At 55.7% G+C, this 24,733-nt stretch carries 22 protein-coding genes; 14 read left to right on the forward strand and 8 right to left on the reverse strand.

Annotated features, from left to right (window positions below):
* Positions 1–87: 87 nt before the first annotated feature.
* Positions 88–627, reverse strand: a complete 540-nt coding sequence (locus HH216_RS16215; protein ID WP_254448459.1) for a hypothetical protein — start codon at positions 625–627, stop codon at positions 88–90.
* 229 nt (positions 628–856) lie between these two features.
* Here HH216_RS16215 and HH216_RS16220 point away from each other — a divergent pair, with 229 nt between their 5' ends.
* The 13 genes from HH216_RS16220 (at position 857) to HH216_RS16280 (ending at position 11,365) form a co-directional block, all read left to right on the forward strand.
* Positions 857–1,537 carry a TetR family transcriptional regulator C-terminal domain-containing protein gene (locus HH216_RS16220; protein WP_169551752.1) on the forward strand — a complete coding sequence of 227 codons (681 nt, stop codon included), beginning with the start codon at positions 857–859 and terminating at the stop codon, positions 1,535–1,537.
* A gap of 77 nt (positions 1,538–1,614) precedes the next feature.
* Entirely contained in the window at positions 1,615–2,943 is a 1,329-nt protein-coding gene (locus HH216_RS16225; RefSeq protein WP_169551753.1) for an ABC1 kinase family protein, read from the forward strand.
* Between the two features lie 201 nt (positions 2,944–3,144).
* Positions 3,145–3,585 (forward strand): nucleotidyltransferase substrate binding protein, encoded by a 441-nt coding sequence (locus HH216_RS16230; RefSeq protein ID WP_169551754.1) that lies wholly within the window; start codon positions 3,145–3,147, stop codon positions 3,583–3,585.
* Positions 3,578–3,901 (forward strand): nucleotidyltransferase domain-containing protein, encoded by a 324-nt coding sequence (locus HH216_RS16235; RefSeq protein WP_169551755.1) that lies wholly within the window; start codon positions 3,578–3,580, stop codon positions 3,899–3,901. Before HH216_RS16230 ends, HH216_RS16235 begins: the two co-directional genes overlap by 8 nt.
* Before the next feature lie 359 nt (positions 3,902–4,260).
* Positions 4,261–4,782, forward strand: a complete 522-nt coding sequence (locus HH216_RS16240; protein WP_254448460.1) for a deoxycytidylate deaminase — start codon at positions 4,261–4,263, stop codon at positions 4,780–4,782.
* A complete protein-coding gene (locus tag HH216_RS16245; RefSeq protein WP_169551756.1) occupies positions 4,779–5,378 on the forward strand; it encodes an acyl carrier protein phosphodiesterase in 600 nt (199 codons plus the stop codon). Before HH216_RS16240 ends, HH216_RS16245 begins: the two co-directional genes overlap by 4 nt.
* 22 nt (positions 5,379–5,400) lie before the next feature.
* Entirely contained in the window at positions 5,401–6,435 is a 1,035-nt protein-coding gene (gene holA, locus HH216_RS16250) for a DNA polymerase III subunit delta (protein WP_169551757.1), read from the forward strand.
* 42 nt (positions 6,436–6,477) lie between these two features.
* A complete protein-coding gene (locus HH216_RS16255; RefSeq protein ID WP_169551758.1) occupies positions 6,478–7,335 on the forward strand; it encodes a helix-turn-helix domain-containing protein in 858 nt (285 codons plus the stop codon).
* Positions 7,336–7,517: 182 nt separating this feature from the next.
* Entirely contained in the window at positions 7,518–8,573 is a 1,056-nt protein-coding gene (locus tag HH216_RS16260; RefSeq protein WP_332871409.1) for an alpha/beta hydrolase, read from the forward strand.
* 224 nt (positions 8,574–8,797) lie between these two features.
* Entirely contained in the window at positions 8,798–9,253 is a 456-nt protein-coding gene (locus tag HH216_RS16265) for a hypothetical protein (RefSeq protein WP_169551759.1), read from the forward strand.
* Positions 9,254–9,322: 69 nt separating this feature from the next.
* Positions 9,323–10,078: a subclass B1 metallo-beta-lactamase gene (gene bla / locus HH216_RS16270; protein WP_169551760.1), complete on the forward strand. Its 756-nt coding sequence runs from the start codon at positions 9,323–9,325 to the stop codon at positions 10,076–10,078.
* A gap of 37 nt (positions 10,079–10,115) precedes the next feature.
* The gene (locus HH216_RS16275) at positions 10,116–10,475 is read left to right on the forward strand and encodes an NUDIX hydrolase (RefSeq protein WP_254448461.1); all 360 of its coding nucleotides are present in this window, start codon (positions 10,116–10,118) and stop codon (positions 10,473–10,475) included.
* A gap of 275 nt (positions 10,476–10,750) precedes the next feature.
* Positions 10,751–11,365: a hypothetical protein gene (locus HH216_RS16280; RefSeq protein ID WP_169551761.1), complete on the forward strand. Its 615-nt coding sequence runs from the start codon at positions 10,751–10,753 to the stop codon at positions 11,363–11,365.
* A gap of 423 nt (positions 11,366–11,788) precedes the next feature.
* Here HH216_RS16280 and HH216_RS26055 read toward each other — a convergent pair whose 3' ends face one another.
* From HH216_RS26055 to HH216_RS16290, 4 genes are all read right to left on the reverse strand, one after another.
* Positions 11,789–13,486: an ATP-binding protein gene (locus HH216_RS26055; RefSeq protein ID WP_254448462.1), complete on the reverse strand. Its 1,698-nt coding sequence runs from the start codon at positions 13,484–13,486 to the stop codon at positions 11,789–11,791.
* A gap of 9 nt (positions 13,487–13,495) precedes the next feature.
* Positions 13,496–14,131, reverse strand: coding sequence for a sensor histidine kinase (locus HH216_RS26060; RefSeq protein WP_254448463.1), 636 nt, complete (start codon positions 14,129–14,131; stop codon positions 13,496–13,498).
* A 47-nt stretch (positions 14,132–14,178) separates the two neighbouring features.
* On the reverse strand, positions 14,179–14,709 hold the full coding sequence (locus HH216_RS26065) for a hypothetical protein (protein WP_254448464.1): 531 nt from the start codon (positions 14,707–14,709) through the stop codon (positions 14,179–14,181).
* Positions 14,710–15,058: 349 nt separating this feature from the next.
* On the reverse strand, positions 15,059–16,249 hold the full coding sequence (locus HH216_RS16290; protein WP_169551762.1) for a hypothetical protein: 1,191 nt from the start codon (positions 16,247–16,249) through the stop codon (positions 15,059–15,061).
* 183 nt (positions 16,250–16,432) lie between these two features.
* Here HH216_RS16290 and HH216_RS16295 point away from each other — a divergent pair, with 183 nt between their 5' ends.
* A complete protein-coding gene (locus HH216_RS16295) occupies positions 16,433–17,467 on the forward strand; it encodes a LacI family DNA-binding transcriptional regulator (RefSeq protein WP_169551763.1) in 1,035 nt (344 codons plus the stop codon).
* Between the two features lie 273 nt (positions 17,468–17,740).
* Here HH216_RS16295 and HH216_RS16300 read toward each other — a convergent pair whose 3' ends face one another.
* From HH216_RS16300 to HH216_RS16310, 3 genes are all read right to left on the reverse strand, one after another.
* A complete protein-coding gene (locus HH216_RS16300; RefSeq protein ID WP_169551764.1) occupies positions 17,741–19,504 on the reverse strand; it encodes a hypothetical protein in 1,764 nt (587 codons plus the stop codon).
* A 216-nt stretch (positions 19,505–19,720) separates the two neighbouring features.
* Positions 19,721–21,067 carry a RagB/SusD family nutrient uptake outer membrane protein gene (locus HH216_RS16305; RefSeq protein ID WP_254448465.1) on the reverse strand — a complete coding sequence of 449 codons (1,347 nt, stop codon included), beginning with the start codon at positions 21,065–21,067 and terminating at the stop codon, positions 19,721–19,723.
* 374 nt (positions 21,068–21,441) lie between these two features.
* Positions 21,442–24,543, reverse strand: a complete 3,102-nt coding sequence (locus tag HH216_RS16310) for a SusC/RagA family TonB-linked outer membrane protein (protein WP_254448466.1) — start codon at positions 24,541–24,543, stop codon at positions 21,442–21,444.
* Positions 24,544–24,733 lie beyond the last annotated feature (190 nt).

Raw genomic sequence — 24,733 nt, forward strand, 5'->3', positions numbered from 1 at the left:
GTTCAAAGTTTAAGGTCTAACGTTTAAGGTTGTTCTACGGAGCCTTTCCACCGGAGGAACCTTAAACGTTAGACCTTAAACATTAAACTAATGTCCCGTCGAATCCGGGCGCATGGATTTTGGGGCGGGGGGGCGGTAGCCGCCGATCTCCTTCTGCATCGCTTCCTTCTTCGACTGATACTGTGTCCACTGTTCGGGGGTCAGAATCGTCTTAAGCTTATCTTCCTTTTCTTCGTTGAACATCAGCATCGACTCCCTGATCTGCTTGATTGTTTCGGGGGAAGGACGACCGCTCGTGTTGGTGCCTACAATATCCTTGATGGCGTCCTGCTGAACCTTGGCGTATTCGTTGTTCAGGTTCTTTACCTCCTTCGCCTGATCTTTCGTCAGCGCCAGATTTTCCTTGAGCCACTTGGTTTCTTTGTTGGCCATATCCCCAGCGATGTTGGGGATGCTGGCGCGGGGCGTACTCATCTGCCCCATCTGACTGCCCATACCACCCATCCGGCCACCGTAGCCGCCGTACCCACCCCCGTAGCCACCATACTGACCAAAGCTCTGGCGGGTGAGGAATACGCACAGCGTCAGGCTGAGCGCACACATAAACGTATGCATATACAAGGTCATAGTCGACAGTCAGTTATCAATTATGCGGTCCAAGTTCGGTAAAAATTGGCTTTGTTAAGGCCGATTGGCCTGAATTCTCCTTCAACGAGCAGTTGAGTACAGGGCCGGGCCGTTGAAAGCAGAACGTATATAGATAGCGTACTGGCCGGTGTTGAGGGTGATAGGTAACCGCCTTATTTTGACCGGTTCGACTCAAACTTTTCGCGCCAACACACCGTTCCCTTAGTATATGGAGACCACCGAAAAAATCCGTAAAGCCTACGTCGAGTTTGTGCTCGAAACGGGCCACCAACCCACCTCCGTTTTCCAGTTTGCGAAGAAACTTAAACTGGCCGAAGCCGACTTCTACACCGACTACGCATCGTTCGACGCTATCGAAGCCGACATCTGGCTTGGGCTGTTCAATGAAGCCCGTAAAACGGTCGATGCCGACGACACCTACCAGGGCTATTCCGTCCGGGAGAAGCTGCTGGCATTCTACTACACCTGGATTGAACTGCTGAAAGCGCAGCGCAGCTTCGTCGTTTACAGCTATGGCCGGCTGAAAGGTGATATGGCCGGCGCAACACCCATGCAGAAAGCCCGGATGCGGTCGCGCCGGGGGATGGCCAACGGGCAGGTGTTCAGCCCATTCAAAGACGCATTTTACGACTACGCCCGCGATTTGCTGGCGGAAGGCCGTGAAAGCAAAGAAGTGGAGCCGCGTCCATTTGTGACCGACCGCTATCCTGACGCGCTTTGGGCGCAGACGTTGTTTGTGCTCGATTTCTGGGTGCGCGACGTCAGCAAAGGGTTTGAAAAAACCGACAGTGCCATCGAAAAAGCCGTCAACACCGCTTTCGACCTGATCGGCCGCTCGCCCTTCGACACCCTGTTCGACTTTGCCAAGTTCGTATACCAGAATAAATGAGCGAATGAGCGATTGAGTGAATTAGCGAACATCAGGCATTCACTCAATCGCTCATTCGCTAATTCACTCATTGACTTATGAAAACGCAGACATCTGTTCCAACGACCAAAGTTGCCCGTGCCAGCCAGTTTGTGAAGGCAGGGGTGAAAGTTGGTGGCAACTATATCAAGCATTATAGCAAAAAACTGCTCGACCCTGATCTGTCGAAAGAAGAATTGCACAAAGACAATGCTGCCGATATCTACGACGCACTGAGCGAACTGAAAGGCTCGGCGCTGAAGATGGCGCAGATGCTGAGTATGGACCGGGGACTGCTGCCGGTTGCCTACACCGACAAGTTCACGATGGCGCAATACTCGGCACCACCGTTGTCGGGGCCGCTGGTTGTCAAGACGTTTCGCACGTATTTTGGCAAAAGCCCGTCGGAACTGTTCGATAAATTCGATATGGAAGCCGTCAATGCGGCCAGTATTGGGCAGGTGCATCAGGCCTGGAAAGACGGAAAGAAACTGGCTGTAAAAGTGCAATACCCCGGCGTTGCCGACGCCGTCACTTCCGACCTGAAAATAGCCAAGCCGCTGGCCGTTCGGTTGTTGAACCTCAATGAGCGCGACATCGACCGGTACATGGGTGAGGTAGAGTCGAAACTGCTGGAAGAAACGGACTACGCGCTCGAGCTTCGGCGGAGTATCGAAATTTCGGAAGCCTGCGCGCACATTCCGGGGCTGGTATTTCCAAAATATTACCCCGAATTTTCGTCGAAGCGTATCCTGACGATGGATTGGCTCGACGGGATGCACCTGCGCGAATTCCTGCAAACGAATCCGTCGCAGGAGGTTCGCGATCGCATTGGGCAGGCGCTGTGGGACTTCTATGATTTTCAGATTCACACCCTTCGGCAGGTTCACGCCGACCCTCACCCCGGCAACTTCCTGATGCGGGCCGACGGGACGATGGGCGTCATCGACTTCGGTTGCGTGAAGGTGATTCCCGAATTTTACTACGACAACTACTTCCGGCTCATCAACCCCGATACGCTGGAAGACATGGTGCTGACGGAGCAGATTTTTGATAATCTGGAGTTCCTGACCCCGCAGGATTCACCCAAAGACCGGGCCTTTTTCTCCGATCTGTTCAAGCAGATGATCTTTATGCTGGGCGCACCATTCGCGGTTGACTACTTCGACTTCGGCGATGACGCGTACTTCAATAAGGTGTATGCTTTTGCGGAGGGGCTGGCTAAAGTTGAGGAATTGAAAAGCTCGAAAGTAGCGCGCGGCTCGCAGGACGGTCTGTACGTCAACCGCACCTACTACGGTCTGTACGCGATGCTCAACGAGTTGAAAGCTCGTGTGGTGACGAACAAACCCGAGTGGCTTCGTTCGCAGAAGGTTCTTGAACTGTGATTAATGCTGGTTGCATTGATGGACTGTGATTTCTTTCTTGAATCATAGCTCATCAGAGCAATCAGGGTAATCAACGTTCAGATGGTCTTGAACGTTGATTGCCCTGATTCCTTTTTTGAATCACAGTTCATCAGCGTAATCACAAAAATCACAGTTCAGACAGAATTGGCAGGCTAGACTGTTTTTTCGTTAGTTTGCTTAATGGAATACAAGGACGTTCGATGGGAGCAACGGTTCGCTAACTACAGGAAAGCGCTTACGCGATTGAGCGAAGCGGCCACGCAGGCTACAGTGGAGAAGCTGTCTGATCTCGAAGAAGAGGGGCTAATTCAACGATTTGAATACACGTACGAATTAGCCTGGAAGACATTGCAGGATTTACTCCGGGAAAAAGGGTACGTCGATCTTAAAGGACCTAAAGATGTACTGAATCAGGCATTTTTGGTTGGATACATTGAAGGAGATGCTGCCTGGAGGGCAATGAAAAAATCCCGTGAGTTAACATCTCATACCTATGATCAGGGAACTGCCAGTGAGATCGCAAAAGCAATTGTCGAAACATACTGGCAGTTATTGAAAGACCTCGAATCACGTCTCGAAGAAGAGCGCTACGGGCGACAAACAACGATATTTGATGAATAAATACGGGCTTGACAACGACGTACTGGCTGAAATTGCCGCAATCTTCGAGCAGTATCCTCCTGTGTCACGCGTAGTACTATTCGGATCTCGGGCGATGGGCACACACCGACCCGGTTCTGACATTGATCTCGCTATCGAAGGGGATGATCTTGGCCTCTGGGATATCGTCAACCTGCTTGACGCACTGGAAGAACTCGATTTGTTATACTCGTTCGATTTGCTGAACAGACAGAATATAGCCGAACCTGCTCTGATCGATCATATCAACCGCGTCGGTGTTCCAATATACAACCGACTACCGGTTACCGCTTCCTGAACACGAAGCACGGATTGCGCAAAAAAATACTGAACCGCCATGCGGCCCTGTGTGTTTCGTTTGATTGCGTGATTTCGCTGACTTAGAACGAGAAGAAAAATCATAGCCCATCAGAACAATTAGTCAATCACAGTTCAAGACGATCTGAACTATGGTTAGCTGGCTGCTCTGATTTCTTTTTTTGAATCATAGTCCATCAATGCAATCAGCATTAATCACAGTTCAGATTAGTTTTGAACTATGATTCGTTTGATCACACTGATCGCCCTGATTTCTTTTTGTGAATCATAGTCCATCAGCGTAATTACAAAAATCACACGGGGCCGCCCGGCGGTTCAAGAAAATTCAAGACATTCTCTATGGCTCGTCCCCGGTTCGACGATATTTTTATGGATCTGGCCATTAACCTGGCCAAGCGTTCGCATTGCATCAAAGCCCAGGTGGGAGCCGTGCTGGCGCGGGACACCCGGATTATTTCCATTGGTTACAATGGCCCGCCCGCCGGGACGCACAATTGCGACGAGGAGTTTCCCGGCGTGGGTTGCCCCCGCGACTCGAAAGGGTCTTGTTCGTTGGCGCTTCATGCCGAGCAGAACGCCATTTTGTACGCGGCCAAGAACGGTGCGGCTATCGAGGGGGCCACTATCTACGTTACCCTGTCGCCCTGCATTGCCTGCGCCCGAATCATCTACAGCATGAAAATCGCGCGGGTCGTGTACCTGAATTCGTACGCCGAATACAAAGGCATCGGTGTTGATGAAGGGGTGGAGTTTCTGCGTCGGTTCGGCGTGACGGTCGAGCGGTACGTGTCGACGGATAGCCTGGCGATGGCCGAAGAAGGGAACCCCGGCAACCCCGACGTCGTTCGACAAGGGGCATGAACATACTCGCACACGCGTACCTGTCGGACCGTAACGCCGACTGGCTGATCGGTAATTTCATCGGTGATTTTATCAAGGGCGACCCGGCCAACCCCCGTCACGGCTTGCACGCGGGTGAGGTTGAGGGCGTCCGGATACACCGCGCCATCGATGCCTTCACCGACAGTCACTCCGCCGTGGCTGCCGTGCGCGACCTGCTGCGACCCCGCTGCCACAAATATGCCGGTGTGGCTGTCGACGTCTTTTTCGATCACATGCTGGCTACTCAGTTTTCGGCGTTGACCGGTGAATCACTACCCGCATTTACGGCGTATTTTTACACGACACTGCAACAGCATGTCAACCGGTTACCCGTGTCGGCCCGCCGAATGCTCGACGCCATGGTTCGCTACGACTGGATTACGAGTTATCAGACCACGACCGGTATCGATCGGGCGCTCACCGGAATTTCCCACCGGACGCCCTACGTATCAGGGCTGGATACGGCCGTCGAAGACCTGATCCGGTTTGACGAACCGATTCAGGCGCAGTTCAACCGATTCTGGCCCGAACTCGTTGCCCACGTAGCTAACTTCCGGGTCGGAACTGACCATTGAAAACCGCAAACCGCCTACCGAATTGATTGCCGCCGTTGATACCCTGCTAAAAGACATCCGTAACAAACGCATTGCCCCCGTTTACCTCATTCACGGCGACGAACCGTACTACCTTGACCGTGTCGCTGACGAGCTGGAGAAAGTAGCCGTGCCCGTTGCGGAGCGGGGGTTCAACCAGTTTGTGCTGTTTGGTAAAGATGCCGACGTCGGGGCCGTTATCAACTACGCCCGGCGGTACCCGTTTATGGCCGAGCGGCAACTGGTGCTGGTGAAAGAAGCGCAGCAACTGGCCGGTATCAACGATAAATCGGCGCAGACACTGCTGGAAGATTACGCGCTGAACCCGCTGTCGAGCACGATCCTGATGCTGTGCTACACCAAAGAAGACGGCAAGCCCGGCCTCGACGAGCGCAAAGCGTGGGTGAAAGCGTTTGGCAACAAAGGCAAGCTGCTGGGTATCAAAAAGCTGTACGACAACAAAGTGCCCGACTGGGTAGGGGAGTATTGCCGTGAGCAGGGTACCAAAGTAAGCCCCAAAGCCTGCCAACTCCTGGCCGACCACATTGGCAACGACCTCAAACGGCTGGCGAGTGAGATCGACAAGATCATGATTAACCTGCACGTTGGCGAAGAAATTTCGGCGACGACAGTCGAGCGGCTGGTGGGTATCAGCAAGGAATACAACGTGTTTGAGTTGCAGAAAGCCCTTGTCAGCCGCGACGTGGTGAAGGCGAATCAGATTGTCGACTATCTGGGTAAGAACGCCAAAGACAACCCGCTCGTGGTAGTGCTGGCGCAGCTGTTCGCGTACTTCAGCAAGGTGATTCTGGTGCAGGCGAGCAAAGATCAGTCGGAGAAGGCGCTGGCGGGTGTATTGGGTGTCAACCCGTTTTTCGTCAAAGATTACCTGTCGGCGGCCCGCACATTTCCGCTGCCCAAAGTAGCCGCTATCATCCACGCTATCCGCCGAGCCGATGCCCTGAGCAAAGGCATCGACGCCCCCACGATGAACGAAACTGACATCCTGCGCGAACTGGTTTTCGACGTGCTGCACTAGCCATCAAAGAGAGCAAAAGGGGAGTGCCCGCATACCGACAACATGAACCCGTACTATCCTACATTCGAGTCGAGCTACAAACGGCTGGGGTACAACACCTTCAACAGCAGGCAACTGGATTGGGTGAACAGCGACCGGTTTCGTGCGTCGATCAAGATACTGCTGCTGCCAGCCGGTTACAGACTAACGGTCGACTTTACCCCGTTTGAAACAACCGTGCCGACACTGTTTTTTGTGGCCCATAACCAGTTTCTGACGATGCTGTCGGGCACTGCCGACACGGCTGCCATGGTTCATTACAACCGTGATTTTTACTGTGTGCAGATTCACGATGCCGAAGTAGCCTGCGATGGGCTTCTGTTCAACAACATACTGCAAATCCCGAAAATCGACCTGACGCCGACAGCCCACGCTACCATGAGCAGCCTGTTTGCGCGCATTGCCGACGAACTTCAGCAGCAGGAATCGTCGGTGGAAGAAATGATCCGCACCTATCTGAAGCAGATCATTATTCTGGCGACCCGCGAGTGGAAAAAACAGCACCTCGATACGCTGGTGCCGCTTGTCGAGCCTGCTGAGAAGGAGTTTTTCCGGAACTTTGGGCAGCTGGTCGAAATTCATTACAAAGAGAAGCATACCGTGGCCGACTATGCTACGCTGATGGGCATCGCTCCGAAAACACTCGCCAATAAATTCAACCGGCTGCATCTGGAGAACCCCAACGAGATCATCAAAAACCGGATCGTGCTGGAAGCCAAACGCCTGCTAGTCTACACCGATCAGAGCGTAAAGGAGATCGCTTTTCAACTGGGGTACGACGATCCGGCTTACTTCAACCGGCTGTTTACGCAGAAAGCGGGGGCTTCTCCGGCCGGGTTCAGGAAGGGAATGAAAGGGTAGGGCCTCATTTCCCGGCTTCGGGAAAAATATCCAATCAAAACTGCCTTTCTGCTATTTTTCAGCGCATACGGGGGAAATACTTTTGTGCAGGCAAGTCGATCAGACCAGCGCGTTTCAGCGGTGAAACCCGGTGATCCGGCGATGAGCCAGTTTACACACTCGTTATGTACCCCAATAAACGTATGAAAACCAATTCCGTAAAATCGGCCCTGCTGGCTGGCGCGATGCTGTTCGCGGCCAATGCAACCGTCATGGCGCAGTCGACCGTACCCGCAGCGCAGGACCCCGCCATTCTGAAAGACATCCGCGTTTTCCTGAAAGGGTTGAACAGCGCTGGTGGTCCGCCCCTGGAAACGATGGCCCCCAAAGATGCCCGTATGGTGCTGGTCAACGCGCAGAAGTCGGTGAGCTTCGATTACTCAGACATTGAGGAGTCGGAAAAAACGATCACGCAGGATGGCATTACCGTTAAACTTCACATCGTAAAGCCAAAGGGAGCCAAGGCTGGTTTGCCCGCTTTCATGTTCTTCCACGGCGGTGGCTGGGTGCTCGGCGACTTCCCAACCCACAAGCGGCTGGTGCGCGATCTGGCCGTGAAAAGCGGTGCTGTCGGTATCTTTCCCGACTATACACCCTCACCCGAAGCGCACTATCCGGTGGCGATCAATCAGGCATATGCCGCTACCAAATGGGTGGCTGAGCATGGCAAGGAGATCGGCGTCGATGGGTCGCGGCTGGCCGTGGCTGGTAACAGCGTCGGTGGCAACATGGCTACTGTCGTGGCGCTGATGGCTAAAGACAAAAAAGGACCGAAACTCGCGTATCAACTGCTGTTGTGGCCCGTTACGGATGCTGACTTCAGCCGTGAGTCGTACACCAAATACGCGCAGGAACGCTTCCTGACCACGCCCCTGATGAAGTGGATGTGGGACAACTACACCACCAACCCGACCGAGCGCAAAAACAAGTACGCGTCGCCGATGCAGGCTTCGCTGACAGAGTTGAGCGGTCTGCCCCCGGCACTGGTTCAGGTAGCTGAAAACGACATTCTGCACGACGAAGGTGTCGCCTATGGCCGGAAACTGGACGAAGCGGGTGTACCGACCACGATCTCCGTCTATGCCGGATTTATCCACGACTACGGAATGCTGAACCCGCTGGCCAAGATTCCGGCGGTGCAGACCTCGCTCACGGAAGCTGCTGCGGTGCTCAACAAAGCCCTGTTTCCCCAAAAGTAAGCCGTGGCCGGTCATCGTTGACCAAGTGCGCTGACAGCGTAACGATATCCAAAAGCCGACAGCCGTGCTCGTAGCATGGCTGTCGGCTTTTGTCGTATTAACAGTCCATTAGCTGACCATGTGTCTTACCGGTGCATACGCCGGGCCAACGCCCCACCACGACTGAAACCGGTAGTCTGCGCGAATCGGTTTTTGGTATATTGCACCCGACGAAACACGTTTGTATGTCGCGAGTAACTGGTTTATTGAAAGACATCGCACGAGTAATTGCCATTTTCATCGGCGGGGCGATCGGTCTGGTAATTCTCCTGTTTGTTTACCTTGATCTAACCAAAACCCCGGACGCCGATGTACAGCTTGGGCGGGTCGACCGCGACACTACGTTCTACATCGGCAAATCTGAAAATGATCATGAAGGAAGTGGTCGCATTTCCCTGTTGGCCACCGGGTTGCTGGATAAATCGGACGCTTCGGTGCTTATCGAGTACACGAAGCCACCGGCTACGGCTGCCGATTGTAAGCTGTCTGCCGGCCCGGTCGACCGGATATATGGAAGTGATTTCTACGATAACCGGGCTAAAGTGACGTACCGGCACGGGGCCGTAAAACATGGGCATCTGCGACTGCGGTTCGTCTTTGCCTATCCACCCGAAGAATGGGGTAAGCATCCTACGAAGTAACTGTTCAACGTTGAGTAACCGGGCTGCTGATCGTATTGCGGTTCGATTGGCTTTACCTAACCACATATCATGCGAAAATTGGTCTGCATCTGTCTGGGTTTACTGATTGCCTACGCATCAACGGCGCAGCCCAGCCCGAAGCCAAAATTAGTCGTCACGCCCATCGCGGATCGGGTGTACGTGCACACGACCTACGGTATGTACAAGGGCGAACCCGTCCCGTCGAACGGCCTGATTGTCAATACGGGCGATGGTATCGTGCTGATCGATACGGGTTGGGATACGAAAGACGACACCGACAATACACAGCAGCTACTTCGTTGGGTGGCTGATAGCCTGCGTCAGCCCGTCCGGCTCTGCATCGTCACCCATTCCCACGATGATAAAGTAGGGGGTATCGGCGCGTTGCGAAAGGCGGGTGTCCGGGTTGTCAGCACGCCACTCACGGCGCAGAAAACGGTGCAGGCCGGGTATGAATCGCCCGACGGTATTCTCCCCAACGACACGACGTTTACCATTGGTCAGGTACCGATTCGGACGTACTTCCCCGGTGCCGGACATACCAGCGATAACATCGTGGTGTGGTTGCCCAAGCAGCAGATTCTGCATGGCGGCTGCTTTGTCAAAAGCGTGTCTGTGTTCGGGCTGGGCTACATTGGCGAAGCAAACCTGTCGGCGTGGGGCAATTCCGTTCGTCGGGTTATGAATCAGTTCGGTACGGCCAAACTCGTCATTCCCGGCCACGAAGAGTGGGGTGATACAAAAGCCCTCGAACACACGTTGCAACTGCTCTCCAAACACGCGGCTGCAAAGCCCCAACGATAACGTGCGCAACCTGATGTGCTCCTTCTACCACATATAGATGAAACAGATTGATAAACTTGCCTGGATCGAGTTAAAAGACAAAACTGTCCTGCTGACAAAAAGCTACGGAAAAGATGTGTTTTATATTCCCGGTGGCAAGCGGGACGCCGGGGAGACAGACGAACAGGTGCTACTCCGGGAAATACGCGAAGAACTAACCGTATCGATTGACGAAAGAACGCTACAGTACATTGGTATTTTTGAAGCACAGGCGCACGGTCAGCCGAAAGGCGTTACGGTAAAAATGACCTGCTACTCCGGTGAATACCACGGGCAACTGAAAGCAAGTTCGGAAATCGAAGAAATCGCGTGGTTTACCTACGCCGACAAAACAAAGTCGCGGGAGTCGACAAATTGATTTTCGACTATTTGCATCAGAGCGATTTGTTAGCGTAGAGAAAGAGTTGGTGCAAAGAAAGTTGTTGTAATCGCCCTTGTAAGTGTTGGGTGAAGTCAGTAAAGTGTCTGCATTTCCGGGTCGCGGGTGACAGATTGAACGTCCCGGTTGGGCAGGTTCACAGCTCTAAATTCGGGCTTCCTGCTGACAAGCCAAACGCCCCGGTCGGACAGGTTTAGTCAGTTCAACGGGTTGCGGCTGACAGGCAGTGCGACTCAAAAGTAAACCTATAAAGGATGCAATTTTTAGTGGAATTTTTCAACAGTTTAGATTCAAGGCACTGGGTTTTACTCATCACCTCAATTGTTAGCTCAGTCATTGCTTTGGGCTTGTATTTCGCCAAAAGAAGACACGACATCAAAGACAAATTGTTTGAGAAGCGGCATACTTCTTACAAAACATTTATCACTAAGTTGGACGACATGGCCAAGGCTGCCAGACTCGACCCAACCAGTCTTTTGAAGGTAGTTGGCGAAAAAATGGCCGATGTTTTAACGGCTGAAGATGAAGCTGCTTCTATGAAAGCGTTAGCAGATATGAACTCAGCGATTTACGCTCAACTGGATAAAGCATTAACGCCACTGTTAGTTGCCAAGTCAGAAATCAATGCTCTGATGCTGGATTGTAGCGACCAGATGCTGACCTACGTGACCGAATATCGGGTTCTAGCGCAAAACACAATTGATGAAGTTCAGAGTTGTCTAGATGTTCTCAAACCTGAAAACGCTGCTTATATGCAGGCGCAATTTGAAAAGATGAATAATCAAAACCGGGCTAAGGCATATGACGCTTTGACCCAAAAAATGATTCTGCAAATGAGAAAGGAATTGCAAGCAACTTACCGACAGTAGTGCCGATGGTAATCTCTGCAATCCCTTAGATAATAAGTTCAAACGTTTCGCTCCGCGTGGGCAGGCTCTCCGGCGACAGGTTGCTCGCCCCCGAAGTCAAGCAGACAGCCCAACCAAACGGGTGTGTAAAGGTGCAGGTCCGTGCGTTCGGTCAAGTTTTGCGCCCACCATCAACCCCCTGAGTCCACCGTGTGGAGATCCACAAAGCGCTTGTAAGGTAGCGTTCGGGCGGTACTAGGAACGCCCCAATAAGCAGATTTTATGGCTCATTAGTCGCCAACGAAACGACCGGCGGCATGCTGGGGCAAACCTTTCGGTACGATATAAAAGTCGATGGCGACACGATGACGCTGACCGGCCCGTTCAGCGAAGTATGGGCTCGCGTCAGGTAATACGGGTAGACCGGTCGAAACGCGACGGTAATCAGCTGGGCGGCAATACAGGTTGCTGGGCGGGGAGGTAGACGCTGAACGTGGCCCCCTGACCGGGTTGGCTATGAGCCGTGATAAACCCGCCGTGATTGATCGCAATGCGCTGGCAGATGGCCAGGCCAATACCCGTTCCTTCGTACTCGCCTTTGGTGTGTAACCGCTGGAAAACCTGAAAGATGCGGGACTGGTATTTTTCGTCGAAGCCAATGCCGTTGTCGATAACGTCTACGCGGTAGTAGCTATCGACCGGTTGGGGCGGGCGTTCACTGGGCGAAATCATGTTCGCAGGTACCTCCGTACAGCGAATCTGAATGTGAGCCGACTGCCCGGGATGCCGGAACTTCAGTGCATTACCCAACAGGTTCTGGAACAACTGACTCAGTTGGATAAAATGGCCCCACACAGTGGGTAGCGGGTCCATGTCCAGGCGTGCATCGGCTTCGGTTAGGGAAATTTCCAGCGCGTCGCAGGCGGTTGCGACAGCCTCCGACAGGGCAACGGGCAGGCGGTCGGGTTCGGCGTTGTCGAGTTGCGAGTAGGTCAGCAGCGCCCGGATCAGCGTCGATATGCGCGCTGCGGCCACCTGTATCCGCGATAGGAAACCCACTTCCTTTTCCCCGGCTACACCCATGAGTCGGCCCTGAAGCAGATCGCTGAACTGCTGAATTTTGCGTAGCGGCTCCTGTATATCGTGGCTGGCTACGTAGGCAAACTGTTGCAGGTATTCGTTGGAGCGTTGCAGGCGAACGACCATCGTTTCCAGTTCGGCGGTCCGTTGCCGGACCTGTTCATCCAGCTCTTCGGCCAACTGACGGTAGCGGGTTTCGCTGGCAGCCACGGCCTGAGCCGACGACCGACGCAGGGCTTCGAGACTGATCTGCGCCCGCACTTTGGTCAGCAGCTCAGCGGCCGAGAAAGGCTTGACCAGGTAATCATCCGCGCCGGCTTCCAGCCCGTCGATACGCGCTTCCTGCCCCGCGCGGGCCGACAGAAAGATCAGCGGAATAAGCGCGGTCGCCGGATTCTGCCGCAGTTGCCGGATCAGTTCCTTACCGTCCATGACCGGCATCATCACGTCGCTCAGAATCAGTTGGGGCGTCAGCGTACGGAGTTGGTTCAGCGCGTCGGCCCCGTGAACGGCGGTATGAACCGTGAAGTAGGGCGATAGCAGGCGGGTCAGGTACGCCCGCATGTCGGCATTGTCATCGACAACCAGCACATATCCGTCCGCTTTCGGCAAAGCCGCGTCACCGACATTACCGGTGGCGGTCGGGGCGGTCTCGTCCAGTATAGACGAGGCTTCCTGTAGAAAGGAATCGGCCAACGCACTCAGCGGCCCGTCGGCCAGATCGTCGCTGACCTGCGCGGCTGGTAGGTGCGCACGGCCCAGCGGAATCTGCACGGTAAATGTACTGCCGACCTTCTCGACGCTGCTGACGCTGATCGTACCCCCGTGCAGCTGCACCAGTTCCTGGACCAGTGACAAGCCGATACCGCTGCCTTCAAACGACCGCCCCCCCGCGTTCTCGACCCGGTGAAATCGCTCGAACATATGCGGTAGTTCGGCCGCCGGAATGCCCACTCCTGTATCGGTGACGGCTAACACGGCCTGTTCGCCTTCCGCCACAAGACTGACCCGAATAGAGCCCTGAAGGGTGAACTTAAACGCGTTGGAAAGCAGGTTGAGCACAATTTTTTCTCACATTTCCCGATCTACGTAGACCGGCGACGGAAGCGGCTGGCAATCGACGATCAACTGCAAACCGGCCCGTTCCAGCAGGGAGCGAAAATTACTGGCCAGCTCCTGTGTCAGCCCCGCCAGTTCTACAGGCTGAAAATGCGAGCGGGTTCGGCCAGCTTCGATACGGCTGAAATCGAGCAGGTTGTTGACCAGCTTTAGCAGGCGCAGTGCGTTGCGGTGAGCAGCTACCACGGGGGCCTGAATACTGGCGGGTTGCTGTTCGAGCTGCTGCCGGAGTTCGTCGAGCGGCCCGAGCATCAGCGTCAGGGGCGTCCGAAATTCGTGGCTGACATTGCTGAAGAACGCCGTTTTGGCCCGGTCGATGGCGGCTAGTGCTTCGGCCCGCTGCTGCTCCTGCTGATACGCGTGAACGTTGGAAAAAGCCGTACTGATCGTGTTACCCAGTAGATCGTAGAATGTCTGATAATCAGCGTCCAGCGCCCGCCGGGAACTGACCCCCGCCAGTACGAAACCAACAGGCTGGGGGTGGGAGGGCAGCATTATGGGCAGGCGGACGGCCGTATGGGGTGTCTCAGGGTAGGGCCCGGCCGGAACCTGACCCAACTGATTGCTCAGGTCGGTAATGACCTGCATCTCGTTAAGAGTAGCCAGCCATGGAGTTGATTCGACGACTAATTCGTTCAGATGAGCTGGTAGTTTCTCCCCCCCGAAAGGCCACTACTGCCAACCAGCCGGGCCTGCTGTCCGTCGGCGTCCAGTTCGTAGAAAAGTAAAAAGGGTAGATCGAGGCTGAATGTCGGCTGAGCTTCCAGCAGGCTGTCGTAGATGGCCTGCTGCGATTTGGCCTGTGCCGTGCGGGTTGCCACGTCGCAGAGTACCTGCGTGCGCCGGGCGCTGAGCATCTTATCCGTCGTCTCGGTGATGGGGTGAAAGATGCCCCCAACCTGCCCCGAGTCGTCCCGGATGGGCGCGAAGGAAAACGTCATAAACGATTCCTCCAGGTAGCCGTATCGGTCGAGAAACATGCGCTGATCTTGGATATACGTACCCTGTCCCTGCTGCCCCCGAGTAAACGCGTCGCCGACCACCGGCAGGGCGGTTTCCCAGCAGATACGGAAATTCTGCCCCATCGACTCCGGGTGCTTGGCTCCGCAAATGGGTCGGTAGCTGTCGTTGTACAGCTGAATCGTTTCGGGGCCCCAAGCAATCAAAATCGGAAAGGTCGAGGAGAGGCACAGACTTACCGAGGTGCGCAGGCTCTGTGGCCAGGTGTCTATGGGGCCCAGTGGCGTGGTCGACCAGTCTTTTTAGCGGATTAATTGCCCCATCTCACCACCCCCGGCAAGAAACGATTCGGAGGAGTCCAGTGCCTCGATACTGACCATACGCGTATTCATTAGTCACCAACTGCCGGTAAGGCGGCAGCGCCAAACCGCAATATTAAGCCCGTTTTGGGCTTAAAACGCAATATAGTCGATCATGTAAGGCAGTTACCCTGTTTTATTATCTATGTGGTAGCCTATTCTAATGTACCGGTCCTGAACGTTTGGGGGGAGGGCGCTACTCGTCGGTGCTGTATTTGCTGCGGATGCGCCGGGCCACGTCGCCGGCCAGTTCGTCGACTAAGTCATCGTAGAGTTGCCAGCGGCTGGGTACCAATATGCTGGCTGTTGCCAGGATGTGACCGTTGAGGGCGCGGTCGTCGCCGGAAAACGTTTCCCACACGGTTTCCCAACGGCGTGTTTCCCAGACCGAATCGTGCCAGATGGGTTTGTTCGCGTCGACATCGATACCTTCCAGACGAATGGTCATGCCGGTGCTGATGGTGCGCTTAAACGTCGTCAGTGTACCCTTCACCTTCTCCATGATGTCGACCTTCGTGGAGTCGTTGATCTTCTTTTCACCGACTTTATATTCTTTGTCGCTGTAGATCGTCGTGCTCGATGACCCGGTGTTATCGGTATATGCCGTGTAGTCGGTCACCTGCATCCGGACAGCCTGATGAATCGGGAAGCCTTCGGCCAGTGGCCCACCGTCAACGATGTTCGCCTGAATCTGATCCGGGGTGTAGAGTCGCACAAAGGTTGAGGGCGTCATGTCGCGATTCAATCGACTGTAGATCAGTCGCTGTATCGCCAGATTATCGTGGCCACTGATTTCGTAGGTAGGGCCGATTGGCTCGATGGCCACGCGCAGCAGGGCGTAAGGGAATACCTCGTCGGCGCGGGTGCGGGCCTGCCGGTAATCGGGTACCCAGTCGGTGGCTTTGCGGTAGTTAACAAACGCGTCTTTGGCGGCAAGGCGGTTGGTCAGGCGGAGGTCGTACGCCTGCTCGGCGACGTCGTAGCGGTCGGCAGCGGCCAATTGGCGGGTTTCCTGCATTCGATCCTGATACGAAGCGGGGTAACCCGAAAGCCAGTCGGCGCAGGCAGTGCAGGTCCGGGCGTTGTCGGTGAGCGTTTGCAGGGCGTTGTATTCGCCCAGTACGGCCTCCCAGCGAAACGGCTGACTGGTACTGTTCGCCAGTCGGCGAATTGTGTTTTGCCGTTGTTCGTAAGCCAGGACGAATGCCTGTTGCAGCACGTTGGATGCCAGTCCGTGGCCCCGTTTGCTCAGGCCCGGTCCCTGCTGAAGCCGCTGGGATGCGCGTTTGACCGCCAGATCGAAACGGCCGTGGCGGAGGGCTGTTTTGCCGCTGCTGCACCCGGTCAGCAGCAGGATTACGAGTAGGTAAAGAGGAGTGCGGTTCATGGGGAGGAAGATTGGTCGGTTAACCCTTAGATGCCAGATTTGCGGAATTGGTTTAGGCGCTCCCCGGAAATATTGGCGACGTTGTCGGGCGACGCCTATGTCACCGTATGAGCGCGAGGATGCATCACAGCCCGTATATTTGGCGTACGGTACCGTACGTGTATCTGCTCAGTACCATCGCCAATGATTCCTCCCCCGCCCATAACGATTAAAGACATCGCCCGGCAATTCAACTGCTCGCCGTCGACGGTGTCGCGGGCGTTGAACGACCACTATACCATCAGTGAAGATACGCGCCGGAGCATTCAACAGTATGCGCAACAGGCGGGTTATCAGCGAAATCTGGTGTCGCTTAGTCTGCTCAATAAGCTGTCGGGGACGTTGGGGATTATCGTGCCGACGATCAGCGATAGCTACGAATCATCGGTAATCGAAGGGTTGCACACGGCCCTGCGGCCGATGGGGTATTCGCTGACGATCTGTGTAACGGGCGAATCGCGGGCGCTGGAAGCGGAGTATGTACTGCGGCTGCTGGCGAATCGCGTCGAGGGAATCTTTCTGTCGGTGGCGCAGGAAACGTACGACTCGGGGCACTACGACCATTTGGCTATGGTGACGCAGCGGCAACTTCCGCTCGTCCTGATCGACCGTGACTACGCCAGCCTGCCCGTCAGCCGGGTGACGGCCGACGATTACCACGGAGCCTGGGCGGTGGTCGAGCACCTGATTCAGGTGGGTTGCCGACGGATTGCCCACCTGCGTGGCCCCGCCGGACTGACCGTTTCGGAACAACGCTTTGCCGGTTATATCGACTGCCTGACGCAGCACGGCTTGCCAATCTGTGACGAGCTGATTCTACCGACTAACTTCAAAATTGACAGTGCTGTCCTGCCCACGCAGCAACTACTGAACCTACCTACCCGCCCCGACGCCATTTTCGGCGTCAACGATCAGGTGGCGATTGGGGCGATGCGGGTGTTGCGGGAGCGGGGACTACGCATTCCCGACGATGTGGCCGTTGCTGGTTTCGACGATTCACCGACAGCCGCCTACACCTGCCCGTCGCTGACCACTGTGGCCCGTTCTGGGCAGAAACTCAGCGCTGAAGCCGCCCGGCTGTTTCTACAGCACAAACAAACGCCCGGCCATACGCCCATTGAAAGCGTAGTGCTGCCCGCCCAACTGATCGTACGCGAATCGTCGCAGCGGGTGGGGTAGTGCCTGAAGGCGGTCGCAATGCGGTACCATTGTGTTGATTGACTCTCAAGGTTTCGTGGTGTCAGGTCTCCGACCTGACACATTTCCGGCAAAGCATTTTGCTGTCGCGAGCGTGTCAGGTCGGGGACCTGACACCACTATAGGTTGCTTGGGGAACGAATTTTTGTCATCCCGACGCCAGGAGGGATCTTCGTTAGCAGGCGGTTTTGTTTGCTTTTACTGAAGATCCCTCCTGCGTCGGGATGACAAAAATTCGTTCCCTAAAACAATTTCTCAACCAATCTTCATCGTGTAGGTCAACGGTGTGACGCCGGTTAGGTACACGTGAATTCCGTCGGTGTGCAGACTACCGAAATGTGATGAGTACGGTTCTCCGCCCAGGTTCGTGATCTTGTCATGTTTGTACAGCCCCGGCCCGAACTGAATCGTGTCGTCGCCCAGGCGGTATTCGCCGGTGCCGTCGGGGAGGAAATAACTGTCGGTGCTGCCGCCAACGGCTGTCAGGCCGGTTACTTGCCCACCCGCCCGGAAACACAGTTCGAGCGTGACGTGGATGCCCGCGACACCTGTAATGCTGAACGCAAGCGTGTTCTGCCCGTTCTGCTCCGTAGCGCGGATGGTCGTTTTCAGGGTGTTGAGATTGCTTTGCGGCCGGTGCGCGAAGTCCATTTTGTTCCAGAACCGGCCGTCGGTGCTGGGCGTCAGGGCGTAGTTGCCGTCGGCTTTGCGGTATTTGGCGGGTAGCGGCTGGTAGTAGGGCGACGTCTGTTGACGGTGCAGTATGTACGCGTCGCCGTCGGGCGTGATGCCTTCGCTGTGGAAATAGCCGGTGCTGAAAAAATCGGTCGACAGGCGCATGTAGTTCAGGATGGCTGCACCCTTGCGAAACGCAAAAAAGTTGGGACTGTTCGAACGACCCGACGCGATGGTAAGCGGCAGGTCGTTGCCACCGTACAGCGTGGTTGTCGTGCTGCCGCGCCGTATACGGACAAGGTTGGTGCTCTTGAAAAACTGCCGGTAGTCGACGGACGGGGCTTTCGGCGCGGGTAGCGGTTTTCTAAAGATTGGGTCTTCCAGGTAAGACGCCAGCAAATCGCGACGCACCTGTTTGTCGAAGCCGGGCATGGTGCGGATAAACTGCGTCAGCGCGGCCCACTCCGGGTTGTTGTCGTGCAGGGCGTAGAAATGGTAGTCTAGGTAGAAGAGCAGGATGTTGACCGGCGCGTACTGATCCTGCCGGCGCGAATCGACCGTAACGAGTTCCCCGTCGGGTTCCATGTGGTAGTATACCAGCCGCAGATTCCGGCGCACCTTGTCGAGCAGGTTGGGTTGGCGCTGCAACTGACCAATGGCGGTCAGGGTCCGGTCGTTCACGGCTGCATAGTTCATGCTCCGCTCCAGGTAGTTGCCGTCGCTGTCGCAGAAAACGCCTTCGGCCAGCCATTCCTGAATGCGCTTGACGTAGGCCGAATTGGGATACAGCGCATTCATGCGCGCCAGAGCCGCCGAGATCACCCACCGGTGATTAGGCGTATGCACCCCGCCCGTCCGCAGGGCTTCCCCGGCTTTGACGACAAACGTTTTGTGTAACGCCTTCACGTCGGCCAGCGCCGGTGCCTGGTTAGCCAACAGAATTTTGCCAGCGGTGCAGAGGGCTTCAAGGATAAACCCCGTATCGGGCGGGGAGGCCAGGTTGGCGATGTCGAGGGTACCGTCGGGGCGCTGGGCCTGTACCAGAAACCGCATGATCTTCTCCATCGCCGGAACGAGGTCGGCCTGCTGGTAATAGCGCGAGGTCGGTTCGGAATAAGCCGCTGCCAGATTCGCCAGATCGAACCCCAGCCGTCGCCGAACGTCGGTGATGGGCGACGCCAGCGTTTGCAGCAGCTGAGCCACCTCCGCATTGTTGGCGTCCACGACCGACTTGAAAAAGTCGTCAGCACCAGGCTGGGCGATTGACGATAGGGGAGACAGGGCTACCAGCGCACCGGCAGACAGGCAGTAGCGGAGAAATTCGGTTCGGGAAATGGGTTGCATACTATGTAAAGACCCCATCCCAACCCCTAAGAGGTTGTCTTGGGGAATCATTATTCAGATTAAAAACGGGCCTTTGTCATCCCGACGACGGGAGGGATCCGCTCCGGCGGCCCGGTTCGCTAGGAGCAGAAAAAACCGTCTGTTCGCGAAGATCCCTCCTGTCGTCGGGATGACAAAATACCTGTACCAAACAACTTCTCAGCAGGTGGGGTACTATTAATACCCCGGATTCTGCGTCAGGGCGGGGTTGACGGTGAAGGCGCTGGTTGGAATGGGGAAGATGCGGTGGTTTACGTCGGCATCGGTTTTAAAGCCCCATTTGCCTTCGTATTTGCCAAACCGGATCATGTCGTTGCGGTGCCAGGTTTCGTAGGCAAACTCGCGGCTCCGCTCAACGAACATACCGTCCAGGTCAATGCTGGTCAGCGCGGCCGAGGTGGTTCGGTTGGCGCGTAGCTGATTCACCAGCGAAAGCGCTGTGTGGCCCAGCGTCGGTGTGCCGCCCCGCAGAATCGCTTCCGCTTTCATCAGGATGATGTCGGAATAGCGAAACAGCGGAATATCGTTGTTCTGGTTGCGCGAGGTCGAACTGGCGTCGGGGTAGAATTTGATGTTGCGGTAGCCCATGTTCCAGGCGATTTCGTCGTTGCCACAATCGAACGAGGCTACGTCCTGCCGCAGCAGAACCTGGGGCGTCAGCGTTACCTGATAGGTGTAGGACGCACCGCCGTCGGAACCGGTGTAGAACTGGTCGTAGCCCTTTTTCGTGGTCGTTACGGTTACGGGCGTAACGCCGTCGTTCAGGAACTGCGGCCCTGTCAGCCATTGGCCGTTGCGGACGTCGTTGGGGTCGCTGAAGTTGGCGTAGAACTCCGGCAACGTGCTTTCGGGCGCGCTGGGCGTGAACGGTAGGCTAAACTTTTTGGCTTCCGAGCGTGGTACGTCGTAGCGGGCGCGGTACATGAAGCCGTTGGTACCGGGCAGGTTGGCAGCCGCCGGGTCGTAGGGAATGGCGAAGATAAACTCCTTCATCTGCGGCCCGTTGTTGGGGTAGAACATCTGCAAATACGACGACCGCCCTTCCAGACTATATAGCCCCGAATTGATAACACTATCGCAGGCCACGATAGCGTCGTTATACCGCTGCGTACCGGTGTAGTACTGCGAATTCAGGTACAGCTTGGCCAGCAGCGAGTAGGCCGTGAACTTGTTGGCACGGCCGTACATCGACTGGCCCGACGCGCGGCTCAGGTAGGGCAGGGCTTTCTTTACTTCGTTCTCGATAAAACCGACGACCTGCGCGCGGGGCAGGTTGGGGTGCGGGTTGAAATCGCCGTAGGTCGTGTCGACGGGGACGTTGCCGTACATATCCATCAGCATGAAGTACGCCATCGCCCGGACCATTTTCAGCTCCGCCAGATTGGTTTGCTTGGTGGCCGACGCCGGCATGGTCTGATCCAGAACCGACAGCGACTGATTGGTGGTGCCGATAACGGTCGAAAGCCAGCTCCAGGCCCCGTTGGTGTTGCCGTGGTCCTTGGTCCAGCTATGGTAGTGCAGCATCCGGTAGTTCTGGTTGTCGTACCAGTTACCCCCCGAGCCGGCATAATGGCTTCGTCGGTGCTGAGCGTCTGCATGAAAAAATAATCGAGTGCAAACTGGCCGCGCAGGGCTGCGTAAGGCGGTCCCGACGCCTGGATAAACTGCTGGGCATTCTGCGGAAAAATGTCGGGTGTGAGCGACGTATTGATGGGTACGTCGAGATTATGGCAGGCGGTGGCGAGGCACAGCAGCAGCCCCATCAGCGCACCGGGTATGGCTAGTTGTTTCATTTTGAGAAGTTTAATGTTTAAGGTTTAATGTTTAGAGTTTAAGGTTCTCACGGTCCCGGTGGGAAAGCGCAACCTTAAACGTTGAACATTAAACCTTAAACCCAATTAAAACGACACGTTCAGACCCAGCAGCAGGGTGCGGGTTTTGGGGTAGAAGTTGTTGGCGTCGATGCCGGGGGCGATGCCGCCCTGATTGACTTCGGGATCGATACCGGTGTATTTCGTGATGACAAACGCATTGTTGACCGTAGCATACACGCGCAGGTTTTTCACGTACTGCCCCAGCTTTTTGAAGCTGTAGCCCAGCGTCGCGTTGTCGAGCCGGACGTAGCTGCCGTCTTCGATGAAGCGCGTTGAATAGCGGTACGAGTTTACGTCAGCGATCGATTCGGTGCCTGCATCGACCAGAATGTTAGTGTACTGGGCCGTGCTGGGGCGGAACAGGTCGGCGCGGGTGGCGTTGAAGATTTTGTTGCCAAACACACCCCGGATAAAGATGTTCAGATCGAGGTTGCCGTAACGGAACGTATTTGTCCAGCCCGCCAGCAGTTTCGGCTGCGGATTTCCCGAATAGTAATAGTCGGCGCCGATCACCGGTGAGGTGGTTACGTTGCCGTTGCGGTCGAGGTACTGCGATACACCCTTGTCGTTCTTACCCGCGTATTGCAGCGTGAAGAACTGGCCCAGCGGCATCCCGGCTTTCAGAATCTGGAGCGTGCTACCGGTTTGGCCACCACCGTCGGGCTGGGTAATCCGTACGGAGTCACCGCCGACGAACAGTGGGTTGGTCAGGCTCAGAATCTTGTTGCTGTTGTGCGCCAGGTTCAGGCTCGACGTCCAGCTAAACCGACCCACCCGCATCAGGTTGGCACTCAGGCTCAGTTCGACACCCCGGTTCTGCATGTCGCCCCCGTTGGCGACGATGCTGCCCACCGGTACCAGCACCGGGTTGACGCGGTACGAATAGATCATGCCCGTCGTGGTTTTCTGGTACAGTTCAAGCGTACCGTTTACCCGGCCTTTCAGGATCGTAAAGTCCAGACCCAGGTTGGCCGTGGCCGTTTTTTCCCACCGCAGGTTGGGGTTCGATGCCTGCGTCGGGCCGTAAGCGGCCGTCTGCACACCGTTATAGTAGTAGGTGCCGAGGCTACCCGAAATGGTTTGCGCCGTGTAAGCGTTGAAGCCCGACGAGTTACCCGTGACGCCGTAGCTGGCCCGTAGCTTCAGGTCGTTGAACAGTGACTGATTGGCCATAAACCCTTCCTGACTTACGCGCCAGGCCACGCCCACCGCCGGGAAGTAACCCCACTGATTGTTGGCCCCGAACACCGACGAACCGTCGCGCCGGATCGATCCCTGAAAGAGGTATTTCTCCTTGTAGTTGTAGTTCAGACGGGCGAAGTCGGAGATGAGCTTTGTTTCCTGATAAATACCGTCGGCCCCGAAGTTGACGCGGTACGACGACACGGCGTAGGGGTTACTCAGCGCGAAGTTGTTGTAGCCGATGTTGTCGACGGGGAAGTTAGTGCTCGACGTCTGGAAGCCGTCGCCCGACACCGAACCCTGATACGAGTAACCCAGCACGGCGTTGATCGAGTGATCGCCGAACGCCCGGTTCCAGGTCAGGAACGTTTCGAGCACTTTGCGGGTGGTCTGGTAGGTGTTACGCAGGGCTGATCCGTTGGTGCCGAAGTTCAGGATGGTGTGCGTCGCCGGTGGATCGGGGTTGTTGTAAAAGTTGGCACTGTTGTACTGCGTGTAGTAGCTATCGTACGATTCGCCATGCAGCGAGGTATTGTTCTGGTACGACAGGTTCAGGTCGTAGGTCAGATCGAACGGCAGGTTGACGTGGGTGTTGAACGAGCCGACGAGGTTGTTGTACTTCGTGTTGTCTTTGGCGTGAGCCACCATCGCCACCGGGTTGAAATAGCCCGTATTCTGGTAGTTCTCGAAATAACTACCGTCGGGGTTGGTAATGGGCGACACCGGCAGGTGGTTAATCATTTGTAACAGCACGTTGTTGCGCAGGGGCGTGTTGTTGGCGTTGCTGTTCGAGTTCGATACGTTGAGGCTGAACCGCAGCCGGTCGTTCAACGCGTACTGATCCACCGACAGGCGGGCGATAACCCGGTTCAGCGAACTACCCTGCAAAATGCCCGGCTTGTCGTAGTAGTTGATGCTGGCGTTGTAGGTGCTGTGCTCGGTGCCGCCACTGATCGACAGGTTGTGGTTCTGCGAAATGACGTTGTTGCGTTCCACCGCCCGTTGCCAGTCGGTGTCGGCCCCTTTGTCGTCGATGGGGGAGAACGACAGGCTGTTGCGCGTCAGAAAATCGCGCAGCTGCCCGGCATTCATCATGTTCAGTCGGCGCGACACCTGCTCAACCCCGGCGTACCCGCTGTAGCTGACGACCATCGAGCCTTTTTTGCCCCGCTTGGTCGTCACGATGATAACGCCATTGGCGGCCCGGTTGCCGTAGATCGCCGTTGCGGCCGCGTCTTTCAGGACGTCGATACTGGCCACGTCGTCGGGGGCGATGATCGAAATATCGGCTCCCGGTACGCCGTCGATGACGTAGAATGGCCCCTGCGAACTGTTAAGCGTCGACGCACCCCGCAGTACGACGGCGGCTGGCGTGTTGGGGTCGCCACTCGATGAGATATTCAATCCCGGGATCTTCCCCTGCAACAACTGACCGACGTCGGCGATGGCCCCCCGGTTGAGGTCTTCGGGTTTGATGGTGGTAATGGCACTGCTCAGGTTCTTGCGCGACTGCGAACCGTAACCGACCACGACGACTTCGTTGAGCGTCTTATTGTCGACCACCATCAGCACGTTGATGCTCGACCGGTTGTTGACGGCTACCCGCTGCGGTGCGTACCCGACGTAGCTGAACACGAGCGTGCCAGTGGCGGGAGCTTTGATGCGGTATTCGCCATTGGCGTCGGTGTTGGTTCCGACTATCGTACCATCGACCACGATGCTGACGCCGGGCAGGGCTTCGTTGGTGCCATCGGCAAAGACCTTACCCGTTACGGTGATATCTTCGGCAACGGGCGTTTTCCAGGTAGAACGATTGCTGGCAGAGGGTCGCACCAGCGGGGTTGGCGGAAGCCCGTTTGCCAGTAGCCCGTGACTCAGCAGGCAACCGGGCAACAGCCCGTAGAGCAGCGGTCGGGCCATTCGGTCGAATAGAAGGTGTTTCATGGTACAGGATTTACGTAGTGTTATTTGCGCAGTCGATAAGTCAGTGATAATCTGAATGATGATTACAGGAATTCGTAGCCAATTAATAGTAAGCGGTCACGTTGTCCCCGACAGCTGGAAGCTGCCGGGGACAACGTAACCTGCCAGTATAGATAATAGTCTGGTAGACAACCATTTGCTACTAATAAGC

Source organism: Spirosoma rhododendri, assembly GCF_012849055.1.
Classification (GTDB): Bacteria; Bacteroidota; Bacteroidia; order Cytophagales; family Spirosomataceae; genus Spirosoma; species Spirosoma rhododendri.